The 21,849-nt window shown below is 57.6% G+C and carries 7 protein-coding genes; 5 read left to right on the top strand and 2 right to left on the bottom strand.

Annotation, left to right across the window (positions count from 1 at the left end; genetic code table 11):
- Positions 1–39 precede the first annotated feature (39 nt).
- Positions 40–3,009, bottom strand: a complete 2,970-nt coding sequence (locus tag FHS27_RS21300; protein WP_184306847.1) for an ATP-binding protein — start codon at positions 3,007–3,009, stop codon at positions 40–42.
- An 81-nt stretch (positions 3,010–3,090) separates the two neighbouring features.
- Complete coding sequence (locus FHS27_RS21295) at positions 3,091–12,771, bottom strand: cadherin domain-containing protein (RefSeq protein ID WP_184306846.1); 9,681 nt, start codon at positions 12,769–12,771, stop codon at positions 3,091–3,093.
- A 334-nt stretch (positions 12,772–13,105) separates the two neighbouring features.
- On the opposite strand from FHS27_RS21295, the gene FHS27_RS21290 reads away from it, so the two are divergent.
- From FHS27_RS21290 to FHS27_RS21270, 5 genes are read left to right on the top strand one after another with little or no spacing between them, the layout of a single operon-like run.
- Positions 13,106–15,382 carry a TolC family protein gene (locus tag FHS27_RS21290; protein WP_246420475.1) on the top strand — a complete coding sequence of 759 codons (2,277 nt, stop codon included), beginning with the start codon at positions 13,106–13,108 and terminating at the stop codon, positions 15,380–15,382.
- Positions 15,379–17,367 carry a preprotein translocase subunit SecA gene (locus FHS27_RS21285; RefSeq protein ID WP_184306844.1) on the top strand — a complete coding sequence of 663 codons (1,989 nt, stop codon included), beginning with the start codon at positions 15,379–15,381 and terminating at the stop codon, positions 17,365–17,367. The genes FHS27_RS21290 and FHS27_RS21285 overlap by 4 nt, the downstream gene beginning before the upstream one ends.
- A gap of 10 nt (positions 17,368–17,377) precedes the next feature.
- Positions 17,378–18,199, top strand: coding sequence for an efflux RND transporter periplasmic adaptor subunit (locus FHS27_RS21280; protein WP_184306843.1), 822 nt, complete (start codon positions 17,378–17,380; stop codon positions 18,197–18,199).
- The gene (locus tag FHS27_RS21275; protein WP_184306842.1) at positions 18,196–19,653 is read left to right on the top strand and encodes an efflux RND transporter periplasmic adaptor subunit; all 1,458 of its coding nucleotides are present in this window, start codon (positions 18,196–18,198) and stop codon (positions 19,651–19,653) included. The genes FHS27_RS21280 and FHS27_RS21275 overlap by 4 nt, the downstream gene beginning before the upstream one ends.
- Positions 19,654–19,655: 2 nt before the next feature.
- A complete protein-coding gene (locus tag FHS27_RS21270) occupies positions 19,656–21,836 on the top strand; it encodes an HlyD family efflux transporter periplasmic adaptor subunit (RefSeq protein WP_184306841.1) in 2,181 nt (726 codons plus the stop codon).
- Positions 21,837–21,849 lie beyond the last annotated feature (13 nt).

Raw genomic sequence — 21,849 nt, 5'->3', positions numbered from 1 at the left:
AACGCCCGCCGTCATCAGCAGGTTTGGTTACGACGTTTCTCACGATTGAATGACTTGGGGAACGATCATGCGTTGCCGGATTGATTCGATATTGGAGATCCAACGATCGCACTCCGAGGTATTGCCGGCACCTGCGGCGGCGAGCAGGTTGCGTGACGGTTGCGTCAAGGCCGCGTAGCCAACCGTGCCGCCTGCTCCCTTGAGCCAGTGAGCACTTTGGGCGAGTTCGTGCAGCCGCCCTTGGGCCAATTCTTCTCTCATCTGAGGCAAACGGACATCCATCCGTTCGACAAAACCACGAACGATTTCGAACAAGTCAGGATCCTCGAGCGGCAGACTGCATTCGATCGGTTCGCCGACGATTTTGTTCTCGCGTTGGGTCAGCGGTTCTCGGGATGTCTCCGGTGCAGGAATGGGCAGCGATGACGCCGGTGCAGGTGAATTCGACGCCCCGGAATTCGGGATCACCACCCGTGAGTTTAATTCGCGAATCTGTGCAAGCGCCGCCAACGCGATGTCGACTTGATGTTCCTTCGCGGCCTCTTCGAGTTGTTTCGCAGGGGAGGTAAACACACCGAGTCCAACCGTTCCGCCGGCGCCTTTGAGCCAGTGAGCCTCGCCGTGCACCGACTCAAAGTTCGCTTCGGCGATCGCGGCTTCGATCGCATCCAAGCGTGCAGGTAATCGGTCGAGAAAGTCACTCGTGATCGCGCGGAAGTCGTCATCGTCCATCGGCAACGTGGGAATAATTGCATTGGATGGATCCGTATCCGATAGTCCACGGCGATTGGATTCGTCATGCGGAAGCAAGATGCATGGCAAATCAATAGATGTCTCTTCGGTTGCCGGCGGTGGTGCCGCACCGAGATGGCTCGACACGAGTTCGAGGAGTTGATCGATATTGATCGGTTTAGTCATGAAGTCGTCACAACCGGCATCCACACATTTCTCGCGGTCGCCCCGCATCGCGTTTCCGGTCAATGCGACGATCGGTTTGTCAAAGCCCGCATCTCGCAATCGCCTCGTAGCGGTGTATCCGTCGAGCACCGGCATTTGCATGTCCATCAGGATCAACGCCGGCTTCTGGTTCGCGACGCATTCGATCGCTTCGAGACCGTTGTTCGCGGTCACCACGGTTGCCCCCGCTCGCGTCAACACGAGATCGATCAACCGCCGGTTCGCTTCCCCATCATCGACCACGAGGACGAGTTCCGGCGGCAACGATGTGAGATCGGTATTGGCGGCGTCGGAGTTACGGTTTTCCGTGCACTCTTTTAATTCCGTCGGCGACACCAGATCCTGCAGGTCAGACCGCATTAGCGGAATCTCCAACCGGAACGTACTGCCCATTCCTGGTTTGCTGAGCACGTTGAGCGTTCCGCCCATGGCTTCGGCGAGCCGACGACTAATCGACAGACCGAGCCCCGTACCGCCGAACTTACGCGTCGTCGTGGAGTCGGCCTGCACGAACGATTGGAAAATCTTGGCCTGCTGTTCGGGCGTCATTCCGATCCCGGTATCGACCACATCGACTCGCAGCACCTGGTCACTGGTCGCATCAACGAGAGCGGGATCGTTGTGTTCGGCGAACAAGTTTTCAGGATCCGCGTCACGCATTGCTGCAATGATCGACACGCTGCCTTCCTCGGTAAACTTAATCGCATTACCGACAAGGTTGGTGATCACCTGCCGCAGTCGTGTCGGGTCGCACTGAATGGTGCGAGGAATCGCGGTTTGAAACCGAACATTCAGGTCGAGCGAATTTTCGTCTGCGCGAACTTGGAGTGTGTTGGCAACATCAATCAACACCCGGTCGACGTGCGTGTCGATCGATTCCACTTGCAGGTGCCCCGCTTCGATCTTAGACAAGTCGAGAATGTCGTTGATCAGTTCGAGCAAGTGCGCTCCGCTGCGGTGGATCATGTTGAGGTGCCCGACCGCTTCGTCTGAATTGCTCACCAACCCTCGACGGAGGACGTCGGTGAAACCGAGCACTGCGTTGAGAGGCGTGCGAATCTCGTGACTCATGTTGGCCAGAAATTCGCTCTTCGCTTCGTTCGCGTTCTGCGCCGCATCTCGAGCCTGAGCCAACGCGACCTTGTTCTCTTCGATCAGCGTGATGTCATCGAACGTCACCAAGAACCCTTGCCCCGTGATCGGTGTGCAGTTTACCGAAAACGTCAACTGTCGACCGTCAACTTCGAGTTGCAGGATTCGGTCGTGCACGGAATCTTCCGTGCGTTTCGCGGTTGCCCATGGCATCTCTGGAATCGTCTTTGCCGATTCGCCATCATCATCACCAACATGGTCCGGATCCATCCAGTCGAGCGAACCGACCGGTTTGCCCACCAACACCGACGCTTCCCTGCCGATCAACTGAGTGAGCCGTTTGTTGGCGAACAAGACACGTTGATCAGCGTTGAGTAGCACGAGCCCAACCGTAAACGTATCAAGCGCCTTCTCGACATGAGTAGGAACGGCGCCCGACGGGTCGAGACTTTGCAACGTCTTACGTAGGAAGAACGAAAACTGAATGAAACAGGCGGGGATCAGGACAATCAGCAGCCAAGCCGGTGCCCAATAGTTCAGACCGAAAAGCCCACCGGTCGACTCGAACGCGATTTGCATTTCACCCCATTGTTTGCCGTAGCGAAAGACGGGAACGCGCATCTGCGTCATGGCATCGTCGCGACTTTCGTCCCACGCATCGACATGGGGACCGGCCGAGACGACCAAACCGCCTTCGGAACTGATCAACCCAATACTCAGGATCGAATCATCGCGATGCACCACCGATTCGAGCGTCACCTGCAGACTCTCGATCTGTCCGCTCGACGCCATCGCCGTCCCACTGATCGCGAGCGTTTCGCATAATTTTGCGCGACCGCGAAGAATTTCTTCTTGTTCGTTCGGAAAAAATCCGCCCGCGCTAGCGACCAGCAACGTGCCGGTCATCAAGCCGACTAACCCGAAGGAAAGTCGGAGTCGAATAGGGATGAGAGAAAGCATGAGATACGAGACGACAGAGAATAATTAATGGGGATAAAGGTATTTGTGCGTTGTGGGTATCGATGGCGGAACGAAGCGAAGCTAACTTGGCGGGGTCGCATGGTCGGATTGCTCGACCTCTTTGTTTTGGCGATCCATCAACTGTTCGAGCGTTTCACTGCCAGCGGCACCTGCAGCCGAACCGCCTGAGAGTCCGTTCATAATCAACAACGGGTCGACGCCACTCCACGCCGGCATGTGGGCAATCAGTCCGGATACCAGGAAACCGCTTCGCAACGCCCAGGCAACAACACCGACGGTGAAACTTGACGCAGCAGCACCTGCCGAGCCGACCACGATGAGGTCGCCTTGGATTCTGGAATCGACGTCTTTCTGGTAGTTGTCGAGCTGGTCCCACATCGCCCCTGGCCGGGTCATTAATGCAAAGTCCGCCATCACGAGATTGCGCGTCTGGTAATCGCTCAATGGCCCTGATGAGTCGGGCCCTTGGCCGCCCGAGACTCGAGACTTGCGGGTTGTCTGAGTCGTGAAAGACTCAGATAACTGTTTGATTAAGGCGTCCGTCGGACTGACCTGCTTGTTTTGAGTGGTTGCCTGCGACTCGATCGCGACTTCAACCACGTTTGCCGATTCGGAACCCTGTTCGGAGCGTGACTCTGCCTTCGTCTCTCCGCGAACGCCTGACTGCACGGCGTCGTTTGATTCACTGTCGCTGGATTCCGTTGACGAATCGTCTTCGGATGTCGACTCCGATTCGCTCTCGCTCGTATCAGATTCGGCAGGTTCCTCATTCGCCTTCTCACTACTGTCAGATCCCGCATCGCCTTCGGCAGCCGCGGTCGATTTGGGCGTCGGTGGCGGGATCACGGGCGTAAACTCGAGCGTCACTGTCGCGACGTTACTGTTCACCAATCCGTCGTTCGCCATCCATTCGAAGGTCACTTGGCCGACGAAGCCTGGCGCAGGCGTGAACGTGAACAGCCCCGATGGCATCACGGTGACCGTGCCGGAGGAAGGTGGCGTAACCAGAATCGCGGTGAGAGAATCTCCATCGAGGTCGTCCGCTAACGACTCAAAGACGGAGGCGGGGACGACTTTGGGTTGGCCCGTTGTCCCTGCCGTTCGATAGTCCGAGAGCGTTGGCGCCACGTTCGCAGCGACAATCGTCGCCGTCGGCGCACTGACGATGGTTTCGCCGTTGACGCCCCCGTCGGTGAAGCTGACTTCGACTCGAATTACACTGCCGATATCATCGGCATCGATCACGTAGGTCGCCGCATTTGCACCGCCGATCGCGACGCCGTCGCGTGTCCATTGAAATGTGAACGGGCCGAGCCCGTCTTCATCCGCGATACTGCTGACGTCCACACTGAGCGTTTCGCCCTCAACGTTCGTTCCGCTAATGACCGCATCACCGGTCGCGGGATCATTCCTGTCCTGAACCGTGATGGTGTGTGATTGCGAATCATCAGGCGTCCCCGGAATGCTCGCGTCGTCCACCGAAACGGTCACATCCAGACTCGCATTCGATTCGAAGTCGAGGGTCACGCCGGCCTTCAATCGCAGATTGTTGCCGTCAATTTCAAACATGCCTTCATCGGCCCCCGACAGGGTCAGCGTTTCGGCCCCCAACCCGTCATCGTTGACCGTGATCGTAGCGACCGTGATCGCGGACGAGGTATCGGCATTTTCGTCAATGGTGGCAACCACCGGCGTGAGCGTAATCGTTGGCGATTCGTTGATATCGTTGACAGAGACGGTAACCGTCTGCGTAGAGGAGGTGTTCGTTCCGTCTTGAACTTCGATACTTAACGTGTAGCTGCCAGTGGACTCAAAGTCCAAATTCGTGTTGTCGGTAACCGTCAGTTCTCCCGTCGACGCATCGATCGCGAAGATTCCGTCATCGTTGCCCGACGTGATCGCCCAATTCGTCAGTCCGCCCACCGTGTCCGCGTCGGATGCCACCACCGTGCCTAGCGAAGTCGCGTCGGCCGCGTTCTCGTCGACGCTAAACGTCTGAGATCCCGCGATCACCGGTGCGTTGTCATTGAGGTCATTGACCGAGATAGATATCGTCTCGGTCGTGGAGGTATTTAGGCCGTCCTCGACCTGAATCGTAAGCGTATAGTTCTCGACGGACTCGAAATCGAGATTGCTGTTGTCGACAACGGTCAGCTCACCGCTGGAAGCGTCGATTGCAAAAACGCCGTCGTCGTTGCCTGCAGTGATTGCCCAATTCCGGAGCGAACCGGAAGTGTCCGGGTCGGATCCGACAACCGTCCCGAGCGAAGTGGTATTGGCGGCGTCTTCGTCAACGCTAAACGATTGAGACGAAGTGATGATGGGCGTGTTGTCATTCACATCATCAATCGTGATGCTGATCGTCTCGGTAGCCGACGTGTTCGTTCCGTCATCGACTCGGATACTAAGCGTGTAGCTCGCGGCGGATTCACGATCGAGGTTCGTGTTGTCCGAGACCGTCAATTCGCCCGTAGTCGTGTTGATGGAGAACACACCGTCATCGTTGCCTGCCGTGATCGTCCAGTTGCCGAGTGCCCCAACGCTGTCGGAATCGGTCGCAACGACGGTACCGAGCGATGCATTGTTCGCTGCATCTTCATCGACATTGAAAGTTTGTGATGCGGCAATGACCGGCGCGACGTCGTTGACGTCGTTAACCGTGACACTGATCGTTTCGGTCGTTGACGTATTGACTCCGTCTTCCACTCGCACCGTCAACGTATAGCTACTGCTGGACTCTCGATCCAAATTGGCATTATCAAGGATGGTCAGTTCACCAGTGCCCGAATTAATCGCGAAGATTCCATCATTGTTGCCTGCAGTGATTGCCCAATTGGTGAGGGCTCCCACAGTGTCGGGATCGGTTGCAGCCACATATCCGAGAGAGGTAGTGTTAGACGCATTTTCATTGACGTTAAAGGCTTGCGCCGCATCAACCGTCGGAGCAACGTCATTAACGTCCGTAACATTGATCGTGAAGCCAGCAGTACTGAAAGTGGTGTCAGCACTCGTTGCGCGAACGACAATGTCGTGGCTGGTGTTGGCCTCGTAGTTCAGCGTCGATTTCACCGTCACGACACCCGAACTGGCGTTTATCTGGAACAACCCGCCTGCATCGTCATCGAGGCTGTAGCTGACGGTTTCTCCATCAACGTCGTCTGCGAATGCTGTAATCCCGACCGACGCACCAACAATGGCATCCTCTGCCACTTCGTTGGCACTAACGTTGGTGTCGCTGACGGCGCCGACCGCTGTGTTCGCAACAACGGTGACCTGATGTTTGGGAAGGAAATCCATGAACGCCGGCGTGTCGAACGAACCGGCCCCTGCGGCAACATATTCATCGATGAACGCGCCAGAACTGCCGTCGTATCGCAAGACCGCGCCATCTTCGTAGTCAGCGACGTACAGATTTCCATCCGGTCCAAACGTCAGGCCAGTGGGCCTGTCGAGCCCGCCCAGTTGCGCTGTAACAAATGCGTCAATGAACGCACCAGTGGTGCCGTCATATCGCAGAACCTCGTCCGTGTTCGAACTGGCGATGTAGAGATTTCCATCCGGGCCAAAGACCATTTGCTCAGGCGTGTCCAATCCGCCGCTTTCGGCACTGACAAACGTGTCAATGAAAGCTCCTGTCACCCCATCAAAGCGAAGGACATTGTCCTCCGTATAGCTGTTAACGTAGAGGTTTCCGTCCGGTCCGAACAACAAGCCATACGGATTATTAAGTCCTCCGCTGGATGCCGCTACGAAGTCATCGATGTACGCGCCCGTATTGCCGTCGAACCGCATGACTCTTTTGCCACCGTAGTCGGCGACATAAAGATTTCCGTCGGGACCAAATGCAATTCCCTCGGCGTCCGACAAACCGGAAGCTCCCGATGAAACGAACGTGTCTATGAACGCGCCCGTCTCAGCATTGTATCGCAGCACATCTTTCGATGAATCGCCGCTCAAATAAAGTGCTCCGTCAGGACCGATTACCAAACCCACCGGGGCGTCGATTCCATCCCCGTCGGCAAACTCTTCGATTAAGTTTCCAGACGTCGCGGAGAATCGGTAGATGCTGTCGCCAGCATAATTTGTCACTAAGAGTTCGTTCTGCAGGTAGGTACCATCTGCATCAGTCGCTGAAACAAGAATATTATGAGTGAACCCGACTGCAGTGTAGACGTGGGTGACCGATGCCACCGCACCAACGTCTTCGATCGTTCCGTCACCCCAGTTAATTGTCCAGGATGAAATCGTGTCGTTCCCCGGGTCGACCGTGGCGAGGTTCAGTGTGTAAGTAGCACCAGATTCGGTCGTCGCATCCCCAGAAACGACCAGGGTCGGTGCAACGTCGTTGACCGTGATCGTTGTTGTCACATCAGTGACGTCCCCATCGTCGTCGGTAATTCGCAAACCCACCGTGTAGTCGGTTCCGCCACCGGCTTCCGCCCCACCCTCATTGATCCCAGCGGCAACGAGTTCTGACCAAGTAACGGTGAGAGACGAAGAAGCTGTCGTTAAATCATTCGCTCCCTCAAAGTCACCATCGTTATCGAGATCCCACATGTACGTCGTAATCGTGCCATCACTATCAGAGGATCCACTGGCGTCAAGATTTACAGACCCGCCTTCGTAGATGGTGTACGCCCCGCCTGCGTCTGCCGTCGGGGCGACATTCGGCGGCACCGTGACGGTGAGATGAGTTGTCGCAATACCACTGAGTGACGCACCAGCCCGGGCGAAGTAGGTGATAGTGCGAGATCCTGCGGTTGGGGAACTGGCGCTGTTGTTGTACGTGATTGTTCGCAGCACCTGTTGGTAGTGCGCAACCGTGTCGGTGCCTGATAGCGTGAGAATTCCGTCGGCGTAGCTCGCCGTGATACTCGTTCCCGTCGTAACGGCAGCGAGCACTTCATCAGTACCGTCTTGCAGGTCTTCAATGGTGACAATCAGCGAGTCGATATTGGCATCGTCGCCCTGCGTGATCGTCGCATCGGAATCGACAATGGCAACGGCACCACCCTCTGCGACGAATGTCGTGTCATAATCCCGCCCCGTCGCTCCCGAACTGTCATCGGCATCGAGGTCGACGTCGGCAGGCTCGAAATGGAACTGTCTCGCGAAGACGCCGCTGGTGTCTTCCTGTCCCGATTGGTCTCCCTCGCCGCTCCAGACAACGACAAAGTTGTTCGCATCCAGCATCGCGACCGAGGCGAGTTGTTGGTCACCGTCCGTGGAAACGTTGACCTGCGTTTCCGCACTGACCTCGTTGGCGTCAGCGTCGTAGATTTGATATTTGACCGAATCGCCATCTCCATCGCTGTTTGTCGAACCGTGATAAACAATGATGAAATTGCCATAATCATCCGCGTCCACCGACGGTGAAGTGCTGTTGATGCCGACACCGGTGCTCGGACTGAAATAGCTATGACGCACGACTCCCGATAAATCGAATGCTTTGACCCAGATTCCGGCCCCAACGGTTGCGATTCCCGGAGTCCGATACGCGACGACCGTTCGCCCCGACGCATCCATCGCGATCGATGGCCCGTACGCGTTCGAACTGGTTTCATCGACCATCAAATCGTGGTGAGTCGCTGTAGCCACCATCAAACCATCCACGTCGTAGTGGCGAACATAGATTTCACCGGCGGCCTCCCAGGCAATCGCAAATTGCCCAACGTCGTTCATCGCAACATCGGGTGTGTTTTCCGCGCCCAAGTCATCCACATTGGCGCGAACCTCAACCGCATCAATGCTGGTCCCGTCCGCATTGAATCGGCGATAGTAAATGCCATCGGTATCACCAATACCGGGACCTTCCCAAGTAATGATGAATTGCCCGCTAGCGTTGACGGCAATCGATGAATTACTTTGCTTGCCTGCGACGGTAGAATTGACAATGAATTCGTCGTCGATTGCGCTGCCGTCGGCGGCGAATCGCCTCGCCATGACCGCTTGCGGGTCGCCTGCCGCATCCCAGGACCACGTCACCACAAAACTACCGTCGTCTGCGGCACCTACTCGAGCCCCCATTTGATCATTGGTGGTCGTTTGGCTGACTAGGATCTCACCTGACAATGCGGTTCCTGATGAGTTGAACTTCTGTGCGTAGACTCCCCACCCCGATCCATCTTGGCTGTCGCTTGACCAAACGACCACATAATCCCCATTTGCTGAAATCGCCACCGCCTTCTGACTGCCGCGTGTTTCACCGGACGTTTCTTGCGTGTTGGTCGTGGTGTCGTTGACGCGAATCTCGCCGGTATTAATGAACTCCGCGGCGGTTGTGAACGCGGTGCTGAATTCGGAGGTGTTACCAAAGTATCCACCACCTCGATCCTCCGTGGCCGTCGCGGTAACGCCAACAATGGATGTCGCCGTCACCCCACTCAGCGTCGCAGTGAATGACTCGATCCCTGCCGCGCCCGTTGAGACGATCGTCGCTGTTCCGAGGTAGATCTGTCCTTCGCCATGCCCTGACGCATCAATGCCCGACGGATTCTCAAAGAACTCAATCCGAAAGGTTCCCGATGCGAGATCCGCACCAAACGTAATATCGAGGTCGGCGCCGTTCTGCACGACGCACGAAATCACGGGAAAGTTCAACAATCCGTTCGTTCCACTATCAACATCGTCGATATCATTGGGCGTTACCGAATCGTCATTAATATCGATTCCGATCTCACCGCTGCCATAAATCGCATTGCCCATGACGGCATTGCCGCTCGCTCCACCGACGATACTCACACCGTGCGTCGTGTTGAACGCGATCACATTTCCGTCACCCACGCCGGTACCGCCGATCACATTGTCCATGGCGTTGTCTTGAATCCGGATGCCATGGATTCCGTTTCCGAGATCGAGAATTCCTCCTGAATTAGTTCCGATGTAGTTTCCTCGCACCTCGTTGCTGCTGGTACCGGAACCTGTGATTTCCACTGCGGAGGTTCCATTGCCGCTAATGACATTGGCGTCCGTTGAGAGATCGCCGCCAATGACGTTATTGGCCGCACCGCCACCGATCTGAACGCCCTGGGATGTATTCCCCACCGTGATCGTTGCCGTGGAGTCAACACCGATGTAGTTGCCCAGGACCACGTTGTTCATGGTCCCACCATCAAAGATCTGAACTCCATTGACGTTGCCGGAGATGACGTTGCCGAATCCTGCGCTGCCGATCTGATTGAGTGTCGCATTCGCATTGATCAGGACGCCCGTGTTACCGTTGCCGAGCGCGACATTTCCCGCGGCGGTCACTCCGATATAGTTGCCCAGCGCATCATTGCCGGTCGCCGACGAGCCACTGATTTGGATGCCGTTGGTAGCGTTACCTGAGATCACGTTTCGGTCTTCGAGCGTCGCACCACCGATGTGATTACTGGCACCGTAAATGAGAATACCGTTACCGTCGTTACCAGTTCCGGCACCTGAATCCGTTCCGCTCGTGTTAAGTCGTCCGATGTAGTTTCCGACGATCCGGTTGTGATCCGACCCCAACTGGATCTCGATCCCGTCTCCGCCCCAATCCTGGATTACCAAACCTCGGATGACACTGCCGTCGGCCGTCGATGACAACACGAACGCATCCGTTCCGGCACCTGCACTGGTTCCCGCGAGAACGATCGCGGGACGGTTACCGTTCGCCGCGAAGCTGTCATCGGTCGTCGCATCAATGGTGACCGCGTCGGTAATCGCCGGGAGCGCAGAGAGCGGCGTGATGACATGAACGCCAGTGCCGCTGATATTGAATTCAATCACATCGGCGCCGGCGAGTGAATTCGCATCGATAATCGCCTGTCGCAATGACCCGGCACCGCTGTCGGCCGTCGTGGTGACGACAAACGTGGTGCTGGCGGCTTCATAGGCGCCGATATCTGTAGCTCCATCGCGCGTGACTCCACGTGCATCGACCGTAGGTGTGCCGGATATCGCCCCCGCGTTGATCGCGAGGCTACCCGTCATCAGAGCATGCGTTTGGACGTACCCGCCGTTGTCTGACAGGGGATCGAGCAACGCCGACACTCCCGTGATGTCGCTACCGATCAACCCCACGGCGCCCGTCGTATCACCAATCAGGTTGTTTCCGGAACTAGAAATCGTCCCTGAGATGTCGGCGTTCGCGGTGACAATGCTGTTCCCCGACACAATCGTGTTCAACAGTGTGGGCAGTGGTGAACCATTGGTATAGATGCCGCCGGCCGTGTCTGCTGAATTCAACGTGATGGTTGAATTAACGATCGTGAGGGACGAGTTTTTGTTGTAGATACCACCTCCGTTCGATGCCGCTTGGTTGCCACTGATCGTCACGTTGGTGAGCGACATGGAGATCGACGAATTCTCGTTGTAGATTGCTCCCCCGGCGTCGGCTGCGTTCCCACTCAGAGTGACCCGATTCAGAACCGCGGTCCCGTCGTTATAGATACCACCGCCCTTGATCGTTGAAACCGATCCGCCGTTGTTCGATATCTCGACATCAGTCAGGTTGATTGTCCCGACGCTTGCGATGGCCGCCCCCTCGCTCGCTCCGTTGTCAGTCAGGATCACACGATTGAGAGTCAAATTCGCTGCCGAATCATCGACGTTGACGGCACCGCCGCCACCACTGGCGACACCCGCTGTGATGGTCAAATCGGATATGGTTAGGTGACCATCGTGGACATCGAAGACCCGGTCGTTGTACCCGGCATCGATGATGGTGAGTCCCGCTCCCGCACCCACGATCGTGACGTCCTCGCGGATATCCAAATCACCACTAGCTGCGTTCTCCTCGCCCGCCGCGTTCAACGAACGGGTGTACGTTCCGGCGAGAAGGTTGATCGTGGTGTCGCCACCGGCATTGGCGTTAGCCTGAATGATCGCTTCTCGCAGCGACGTGAACGCGTCGCCACCGTCCACCACATCGCTGAACGTGTCGACGTTGATTGTCAAGGACGCGAGTTTGTGCAACCAAGCGTCCTGGAACTGTTCGGAAAACGCAACCTGTGTGTCGACCTGGCCGGTGTGGTATTCGAATTGCCAATCGGCGTCGAACTCCGCGTTGCCGGTATCGTTTGTACTGGCGGCAACATCCGCTCCAGTCAGAGCGCCGATCGATTCAACCAACGTCCGTCCGTCTTCGCTCGATGCGAGATCGCATCCATACAGCAAGACGTCCGCGTCGCTCGCCAATGCCGATTGCCATGACGCGATCGAACCTGCATACCCATCCAGATTGGATTGACCGAGCCAAGTCTGTCCTAGTTTGACGGCGCCATCTTCGGCGTGCGAAACAAGATGCAGCGACTGCACACCGCTGCGCCCGTCAAGAATTTCGGTGATCTGATCGATCCCATCTCGATCACCCTGGAGCACATAGACTTCGGCGTTGGGTCGCGACTCATCGAGGTCGTCGAGTAACGCCTGCAACTCCGGCACCGAAGAATCGATCAGGATGATTTCGTGACCGCTTTGTTGTGCGGGCTCGGCGATCGTTTGAACTGAGGCGTCCTCATCGGACTGAGCGGCGGTGTTTTGATCGCTGCTGGCTTCCACCTGCATGACCACGGCCGCATCGTCGCCGGACATCACTGCGGGATCGATCGGCGTCGCGCTGAACAACAACCTCGGCTCGAGATTGGTCAGTCGCAACGAACGTGATGCGGAGGCAGCAATGGAACGGGGGCGATGCTGGCTGCGAATCCGCGTGGCCACTTCGTCTGCGGTCATGCGCAGGCGTAGCCACCAATCGTTCGTCTTCGTTCCAGGCATTTCTTTACGATCCCTTCTGAAAATCACCGCTCGCCGATCGCACATCTCTCCATGTCTTGCTCAGTGCGCATACAGACCCAAGCCTGCATCGAAACCTACCTGACACTTCGCAACGTGGCTGTCCATTCCTTTTCGGCAATCTGGGAATTCTGGACAAACCTATTGGCTCATCGGCTTTGGGATGACTTTGCCGTCGCGTTTTCGAAGTAGACAGGTGTTTCCGGCCTTGTGGCTGGTCCGGTTGACCGGACTGTGCCGAATGAAATCGATGAAGCCGTCATGACGATTTACGGACATCTGATCAATGCGCTGCCGCGTGAAACAAAAGCCTCACATGCTGACGAACCCGGTCGAGCGGTATTTCCGCTCGTTCGGGCTGCTTGCTGCGCTGGCTTTGACCACGGCAGCCACACCTGGATGGGGGAAAAACGAGCCGGTTCTGACTGGCACGCCAGATGACGTTACTCATCTATTCTTGGGGTATTTGCCAAACCGGCCGGAATCGCCGGCGGTGCTGTCGCCCACCATCCCCGCCCGCCTCGCATCCGATCCGCAGCGCCGCGTTCCAGCGGCTCCGATCGACTCTCCACCTGTTCGGGACGACGCTCTCGATAACGATTATCAGGTGAATCGGGGAAACCACCACGAAACGAGCGAGTCCGCAGACCACGACGCGCCGCTGGTTGATCCGGATTACACCGATGCCGAACGCGAGGCAATTCCGATGCCCGTCGCGACCGACATACCTCACTACGTCGAAGGCGCGTCAGGAGATTGGGGACACACAGGATCCTATTTGCCGGGATCAACTCCCGACATTCCGGCGCCCATCGCTCAGGGGCCGTACCGTGGTCAACTGGACGCGTACCGTGGCCGGGCTGCGGATTTGCCGACTCAGATCACGGCCTTACCGGGTGAATTCACCGGTAATCAAGATGCACCTCTGTCGGGCCCTCTATGGTGGGAACCGTTGATTGGCCAGCCTCTCGGTTTGGCGGATCACACGTTTCCCGTCGATGTCGACGACTTGGCCGAAACGAGTTTGATCGCGTCGCCGTATGTTCGCGGTTTGCTGACGGAGCCAAAGATTCGGTTTAACGACATGGTGATCGCGGACGCCGAATTCGACACAACTGCGTTCGTCGAATCCAAATTCGCTCGATCCAACGAACCCATTGGCAGCGTGCTGACCACCGGCAACAGTTCGGATCGCTACCTCGACAATCTCTTTTCATCGGCGGCGGGTGTTCGCAAACGCTACCGCAGCGGCGGGAACCTCGAACTCGTTCAACGCGGTGGATTCCAGAACAACAACTCGTCGTATCTGACACCGAACCCGCAAGGCACGTCGCGGTTGGAAATCAACTTCTCACAACCGTTGTTGCGAGACCACGGACGAGCGGTCAACACGACTCGTGTCCTACTCGCACAAATCAACGTGCAGTTAGCAAACAGCGAGACACGCAACGAGGTCGAACAGCACCTCGTTGACGTCACGAAAGCATACTGGGAATTGTATCAAGCGCGAGCCGAGTTCCTGCAACGCAAACGACTCCTGCACGCCGCCGAGGAACTCCACTCCAAACTGCTCGCACGCGGCGCGATCGATTCCCAACAACGTCAAATCTTGCGTGCCGAAGTCGCCATGACTCAGCGGCGGAGCGATTTGATTCGAATCGAAACTCGCATTCGCAACGTTCAAGCCCGATTGAGGATGCTGACGGCGGACCCCAATTTGATGCGTGGAGGAAACTGGGAATTGCTGCCCGGCGAATTGCCGTTGGCTTCCCTCGTCGAAGTCTCACCTCGCGATGCGACGTTGACGGCGTTGGACAATCGGCCGGACATCGCTCAGTCGTTGCGAAAGATCCAAGCCGTGTCCAGCAAAGTCGGTGCGGCGAAGAACCAAGTGCTCCCACGACTCGACCTATTACTGAGTTCCTACGTCTCGGGACTCGACACTCGGTCCGATACGTTCGGTGCGATCGGCCGTCAATTCACCGACGGCGGACCGAGTTACGCTGCGGGTTTCGTCTTCGAACTGCCCGTGGGAAACCGAGCAGCGCGAGCACGATTGCAACGCAACCAGTGGGAACTCAATCGCACCGTTTACGAATTTCAGCAGACGACCGAATCGGCGATCACGACCGTCGAAATCGCAGTCCGCGAGACGCAAACCGCCTTTGCGGAGATGACCGCCAATCGGCAATCGCTGCTCGCGGCGATGCGTGAGGTCTCTTACTTGCAACAACGATGGCAATGGTTGCCTGACCCGAACGAGTCAGCCGTGTTGTTGATCGAAGATTTACTCGACGCCCAAGAACGTGTCGCCGAGGAGGAGCAGGCTGTCACGCGTGCTCAAGTCGCCTATGCGTTGTCGTGGATCACGCTTCGCAAAGCAATGGGTGTGTTGCTGCAGGTGCACACCGAAGATCAACTGTGCGCCGATGTCGACGCGATTGACGCCTGGAACGCCGGCGTACCGATGCCGAGCGTGATCGAACCATCGCAACCGTTCGACGGTATTTCGCCGAATGACGCTCTGCGAAGCGGAGACTTGCTCGACAGCGACCTACTCGAGAGCGACTCGCTCGACGGGAGTCGGCCATGAACCACGACACCACCGAGACGTTAAACCGAACGCCCTCGGCTCGCCGCATCGCTCGTGAGATCTCCGACTATCGCATGATCGCGTCGCACATCCGAAACGGACGTGCGGTCAGCGAGCGTTTGCGGGATGAACCCGTGGAATCACTGCATGCCCTGACGAGCCAACTGAAACAACGCATTCGCATACAGGAAAACGACGACGCGGGTGTCTCCGCAACACGAGACGTCTTGTCGAACGCAATCGGCGTTGTAGACGAAGCGATTCATCGTGCGTTGAGCATCGAACTGTTTGACGTCCAGTGGCACGCGGGCATCGTCATGAGTCTCGGTGGCATTGCGGAAATGCAAACGGGTGAGGGCAAAACGCTCGCCGGTGTGCTGCCGACGTACGTGAACGCGCTGCGCGGCAAGGGCGTGCACGTGGCGACGCCGAATGCGTATTTGGCTCGCCGCGACTATGAACAACTGAAACCTGTATTCGATTTCTGCGGAATCACGACTGCTGTTGTCGAAGACGAGTTCGACGAAGCCGATGCGAACACGGCCTACGCGTGTGATGTCACATACGGGTCCGCTCACACGTTCGGGTTTGACTTCCTCAAAGATCAACTCGTGATGCGTCAATCCGCATCACAGCCCATGGGCGAACGCTTTCTGAACAACGTACGGGGCACCCGGATTCAGCAAACTCGACAACGTGGACTCGCGTCCGCGATCGTCGATGAGGCCGACGACCTCTTGCTCGATGATGCCGTTTCTCCATTGATCCTCAGCGGTTCCCCGAGCGGAGAAGCCGCCGACGCCGCCTTACACCGCATGGCGTTTGCCTTTATCGACGAGCTATCCGAGAGCGTGCATTTTGTCCTCTCGTCAGGCAATCGCATTGAATTGACCGATGACGGTTTCAAAACCGTCTACGAACACACCGACGCGTCAACGCATCCCAGACTGCTGCGTCCGTGGCACGAATACGTCTGCGCGGCACTCCGTGCGGCCTACCGCTATCGCCGTGACGTGCACTACGTTCTCCGTGATGACGAAATCCAATTAATCGACGGCTCGACGGGTCGCGTGTTCGCCGACCGCACGTGGTCCGGCGGACTGCACCAAGCCGTTCAGGCTCGCGAAGGGCTCGAAATCACCAATGAATCGGTGGCACTCGGCCGTATCACCAAACAGCGTTTCTTTCGATCGTATCGCTACCTCACCGGCATGACCGGGACGGCTGACCAGTGTCAACGCGAACTCGAACAGGTCTACGGCACTCCTGTCGCAAAGATCGCGTTGCGGAACCCGAGCAAACGAGAGGTTTTCCCGCCGCGTTTCGCGATGAATCAAGACGACAAATACGAAGCCGTCGTCAACGAGGCATTCTGCATTGCCGAAACCGGTCGTCCCGTTCTGATCGGGACGCTGAGTGTTAGCGAAAGTCACGCGATCGCCGATCTCCTACGCGAATACGGACGACCATTTGATTTGCTCAACGGTGTCCAAGACGCCGACGAAGCCGCCGTCGTATCGGCCGCTGGACGCGGTGGTGCGATTACGGTCGCGACGAACTTAGCCGGCCGTGGAACGGACATCAAACTCGATGAACTGGCACGCGCCAGTGGCGGATTGCATGTGATCGTGACGCAGATGCATTCGCTCGCTCGCGTGGACCGGCAATTGATCGGCCGCGCCGCACGATGCGGCGACCCCGGTTCGTGCCGTTTTTTCGTTGCCGCTGACGATCCCCTGTTGCTACAGCACGCACCATGGATTTCGCGGCATCTTTTGCGTCGCGATCTCGATGGCGATCTGGGGCGGCGTGATGACACGAACAACCCCGGCGATCACCGCCTGATCACACAAATCGAAACGGTACAGCGTCGCATCCAGCGTGAGGCGACATCGCGTCGATTGCAAACGCTGCAAAACGACTCCCGTGAACAACAACTTCTCTCGCGTTCGGCGATTCGACCGAATGCGTGTTGGGCGATGTGAGATGAAACCTATGACAAAACGACACACCTATCGGTTCCTCGCGATCGTGTTAACGATCGGACTGAACTGTTCGCACGCAGACGCTGTCGAAATCGAAACCTTCACGCAGCCCTACCGCAGCGTTGACGTGCCGGCCGCTGAGATGGGCGTCCTCAAGAGCGTCCTCGTCGAGGAAGGCACGCGTGTTAGCGAGGGCCAACTGCTCGCTCAAATTGACGACCGAGTTCTGCGGTCGTCACTCGAAATCGCCGACGCCGCCGTGCGAGCGGTTAGCACGCGACGCGCCGCTGAAGCGGAATTGGCGTTGTGCGAGGAACAACTGCGGAGCTATCGCGAACTATTGAGTGAGGGCAACGCGACCCAGCGAGAAGTCGATCGCGCGGAAACGAATTTCTGGCAGGCGACCACGCGGATGCAAACCGTCCGCGAGGAAGCCGAAATGCGTGAACTCGAACAAAAACGCATCACCGTTCAACTCGCACATCGTCGCATCGAGTCACCTCTCGATGGCGTCGTCGTACGAATCGTAAAAGAAGCCGGGGAATTCGTTTCGCCGACTGACCCCGTCGTCCTTCGGGTCGTTCAATTGGATCGACTACGTGCAATCTTTTCGGTCCCGCTGTCGAGAATCGATGGCTTCGAAAAGAGCCAACGAATCCAGGTTCGGATATCTGGAAACAACTCACCGGTGGACGCGGTGATCGAAACGATCTCGCCGGTCGCCGACGCCGAAAGTGCCTCGGTCCGCGTGACGGTGCGAATCGACAACCGAGACCGCAAGATCCTCAGCGGCGTGATTTGTCGATGGGACCTGGGAGGGAACCTGCCGTGATCGAACCACACGTCTATCCGGCTATGCCACCGATCACGGTCCTGCCACCGGTCATGGATCCCAATCCCGCCGCGACAGATTGGAGAAAAGCCGACTCGGCGGCGACCGACTCGGCGGCGACAGCGGAATCAGAAAACGCGTTGCTCGCCGCAGCGATCGAATTGCAGTCGCAGCTTGATCAAGCGGACACCTTGTCGGCCGCCTCACACTCACTGGTTCATCGACTCGCCGAAATCCTCGACGCGAGTGAAGTGACGCTCTGTTGGCGAGAAACGCCTCAATCCGGCATGCGGTGCATCGCCACAACGAGGGAATCGACAGAGCCGACACAAATCGCCGCCGCCGAGGAACTCGCTCTTCACGGCGGCACGACTCATTGGCCTCCGAGTGAATCGGCCGGCCAAGCCGAACGTGGCGGGATGATGGCGATCGCGCAGTACGTTCGCGAGGCAACCGCCGACTCGTTCGTGGGCAGTTGCCTCCTCAATGAGGATGGCGAGGTCTGCGGTGTCGTGATGGTACTGGACTCTCGCGGTGCCTCCTCGCATCCTTTCCTCGAGGCGTTGTCGAGTCCGCTGGCCAGCAAACTGCTTTCGATTCGTCGGCATCAGGGCGGACGCATTCAATCGGCCCTGAGGTCTCTGATCCAAACGTCGCCATCGGGAACGCGTATCATCATCAGCGCGGCGATCGCGTTGACGTTGTTGATGTTCGCGCCGGCAACTTACACGATCGACACCAAACTAGAGTTACAGCCGGTCCAACGTCGGTTTGTCGCGGCCGCGTTCGACGGACCGCTGCAGAAATGCCTCGTCCGTCCGGGAGACGTGGTCATCGCAGGAGAACTCCTCGCCGAGCTCGATCCTCGGGAACTTCAATACGAACTCGCCGGCATTGAATCACAGCTCGAACAAGCGATGCAGACACGCAAGGGGCACGTCGCTCAGCACGAATTCGGTTCGGTCAGGTTGGCTCAGTTGGAATCGGAACGGCTGAGTGCCCGAGCCGAGTTGCTCGCTCACCGACGCGAGCACTTGGAAATCCGCAGCCCCATCGATGGCATGATCGTCAGTGGTGATTGGCGAAGCCGCGAAGGCACGCCGCTCTCACGTGGCGAGACCTTGTTCGAGATCGCACCGCTCAACGAAATGGTGGTCGAAATTTGGATCCCCGAGTCGGAAGTCACTCACGTTCGCGAGGGAATGCCGATCCGCTTTTACACCAATGCTGCACCGGAGAAAACTTTTACAGGAAGGATCTCGACGGTTCATCCCAAGGCTGAATTGCAAGATCACGATAACGTTTTCATCGCCGAAGTACGCGTTGCCAACAATGCGGGATGGCTGCAACCAGGCATGAGAGGCCGGGCGACGATCTACGGCGACACACACGCGATCGGATGGAATCTGTTTCATCGGCCTTGGTTTGCCTTTCGCAATTGGGCCGGAATCTAGCGATGCAATCCACCCGCCATCAAACGACCGAATTGAACCAACAGCGATTGCGGATGGCCCCCGACGTTCGCGTCTGGCCGGTGCGTGAGCGAGGAGAGATTGTCTATCGAATCGAAATTCGCGGGCTGCATCGTTTCTATCGAGTTGGGTATCGCGAATCGTATCTGTGCTCGCTGCTCGACGGAGAAACTACACTCGCGCAGGCATGCTCACTCGCCGCCGCCAAACTGGGACGCGATGCACCGACGGAATCGGAAACGGCCGAAATTGCCCGTTGGTTGCTCGATAACGAGATCGCCTACCTCGATGGAGACCGTCCTCCGATTCGAGATACGCGGCACGGAACAACCTCGACGAAAGCAGGCACGGAGCGAACTGTTTGGAATTTGCTGAGCCGGATCAACCCGTTTTGGATCAAGGTACCGATTCCCGGCGGATCGCTCGTCATCAAGACGATGTCTCGATGGTTGTCCCCCTTGCTATCCGCACCGATGGTTTTCGGCGGCGTGCTATTGATCCTCTCCGCGTTGATCGGAGCGGGCATCCATCGCGACAGTCTTCTCCGTGAGAGCGAAAACATCTTCCACCCGAGCCGTTGGATGTGGTTGATCGGCACTTGGCTCGTTCTGAAAATCATTCACGAACTCGGACACGCGGTCGCATGCTACCGCTTCGGTGGCGAGGTAAACCGTTGTGGCATCGTGTTTGTGTTGTTGGCTCCACTCGCCTACGTGGACGTCTCGAGTTGTTGGCGGATGCCTTCGCGACTGACGCGGATCGGTGTCTCGGCCGCCGGCATGTTTGTCGAATGTTGTATCGCTGCGGCGGCAGTGTGGGTGTTCCTTATTGTCGACGACCCGTTGGTTCGAAACCTTTCGCACAGCATCATCGTCACTGCGGGTCTCTCGACGTTGTTGTTTAACGCCAACGTGTTGATGCGTTCTGACGGCTACTTCATTTTGGCCGACGCCGTCGACATCCCTAACCTCGCCGCCGAATCCTCGGCGACGCTGAAGCGATTCTCGCAGCGGTGGATTGTCGGCGAATCAACGCGCCACGGACAAATCACCGGTTGGCGTGGTGTGCTCGTCGCGGTCTACGGCGTCGCGGCACTGATTTGGCGTTTCAGCGTCTGCATCTGTTTGGCCATCGCCGCATCGACATTATTCGAGGGCGGTGGAGTCCTGATCACTGCCATTGGGATCGCAATTTGGGTCGGTCATCCCGTTCTGTCGGCAATCCGATACATGGGCGGGTTAGCTCGGCATAACGTGCCGGGATTCTACCGTGCCGTTTTCGTCGGCGGTGGGCTGGTCGCACTCGGATTGGCCTCGGTGTTCGCCGTTCCCATCCCATCTCGTGTTCGGGCCCCCGTGATTTCACGTTTCGCCGCGTCCACCAGCGTACGGGCCCCCGCCGACGGGTTCATCGAGTCCGTTCACGTCCGCGACGGGGAAACGGTCTCACCGGGCGCCCCCCTGGTGACGCTCCGCAACGAAGAACTCCGATGTCAGGCTCGTGAATTGGCGGTCGAGTCGCAACAGATCGAACTGGAACAGCGTCGCGCTGCGGGCGAACAAGAAGAAGGCAAACGCTACGTGCTTCGTCGGCGTGCCGAATCGCTGCAAAAACGCATCGACCAGGTTCAGGGCCGAATCGATTCGCTGACCATCCGCGCCGCCAGCCCCGGCCGCGTGATCTCACGAAACCTACCGTCAACGCTTGGAACCTACGTGAACGAGGGAGACCAAATACTGATCGTCGCCGGCGATGCTGATCGTGAATGGATCGCTCTCATCCCGCCCCGGCAAATCGAACGCGTTCGGTCCTGTGTCGGCCAAAACGTTCGCGTTGTTTCAGGCAGCCAACAACAATTCGACTCGACGTTGCAGCGGATTGATCCGCGGGCGACGGACCGGTTGATTGAACCCGCACTCGCTTCGATCCATGGCGGACCGCTGGCGATCCGGTCCGACGTCGATGAATCCGATTCCGGCGAAATGCGGATGCTGAGCCCGCACTTTTACGCGTGGCTCGACGTGACGTCTGCGGGCGAGCAGTTTCCCGTCGGAATGCGACTGTTCGTCGACTGCGGCTACCGCTCCCAAACGTTCGCCAGCCGATTGCGAGAGTGGGTTCGATCGCTCTACGAAGCGCACGCGAACTCAGCCGAGTCCGCGTGAACGTGCGACGAAC

It is taken from the genome of Aporhodopirellula rubra (assembly GCF_014192335.1).
Lineage (GTDB): Bacteria > Planctomycetota > Planctomycetia > Pirellulales > Pirellulaceae > Rhodopirellula > Rhodopirellula rubra.
Note: the sequence above shows the minus strand (reverse complement) of the source record. Positions and strands in the feature narration are given on the sequence as shown.

Excerpts from the sequence above, each read along its gene's own strand:
- FHS27_RS21300 (WP_184306847.1), bottom strand. The coding sequence starts at position 3,009 with ATGCTTTCTCTCATCCCTATTCGACTCCGACTTTCCTTCGGGTTAGTC.
- FHS27_RS21295 (WP_184306846.1), bottom strand. The coding sequence starts at position 12,771 with ATGCCTGGAACGAAGACGAACGATTGGTGGCTACGCCTGCGCATGACC.
- FHS27_RS21290 (WP_246420475.1), top strand. The coding sequence starts at position 13,106 with ATGCTGACGAACCCGGTCGAGCGGTATTTCCGCTCGTTCGGGCTGCTT.
- FHS27_RS21285 (WP_184306844.1), top strand. The coding sequence starts at position 15,379 with ATGAACCACGACACCACCGAGACGTTAAACCGAACGCCCTCGGCTCGC.
- FHS27_RS21280 (WP_184306843.1), top strand. The coding sequence starts at position 17,378 with ATGACAAAACGACACACCTATCGGTTCCTCGCGATCGTGTTAACGATC.
- FHS27_RS21270 (WP_184306841.1), top strand. The coding sequence starts at position 19,656 with ATGCAATCCACCCGCCATCAAACGACCGAATTGAACCAACAGCGATTG.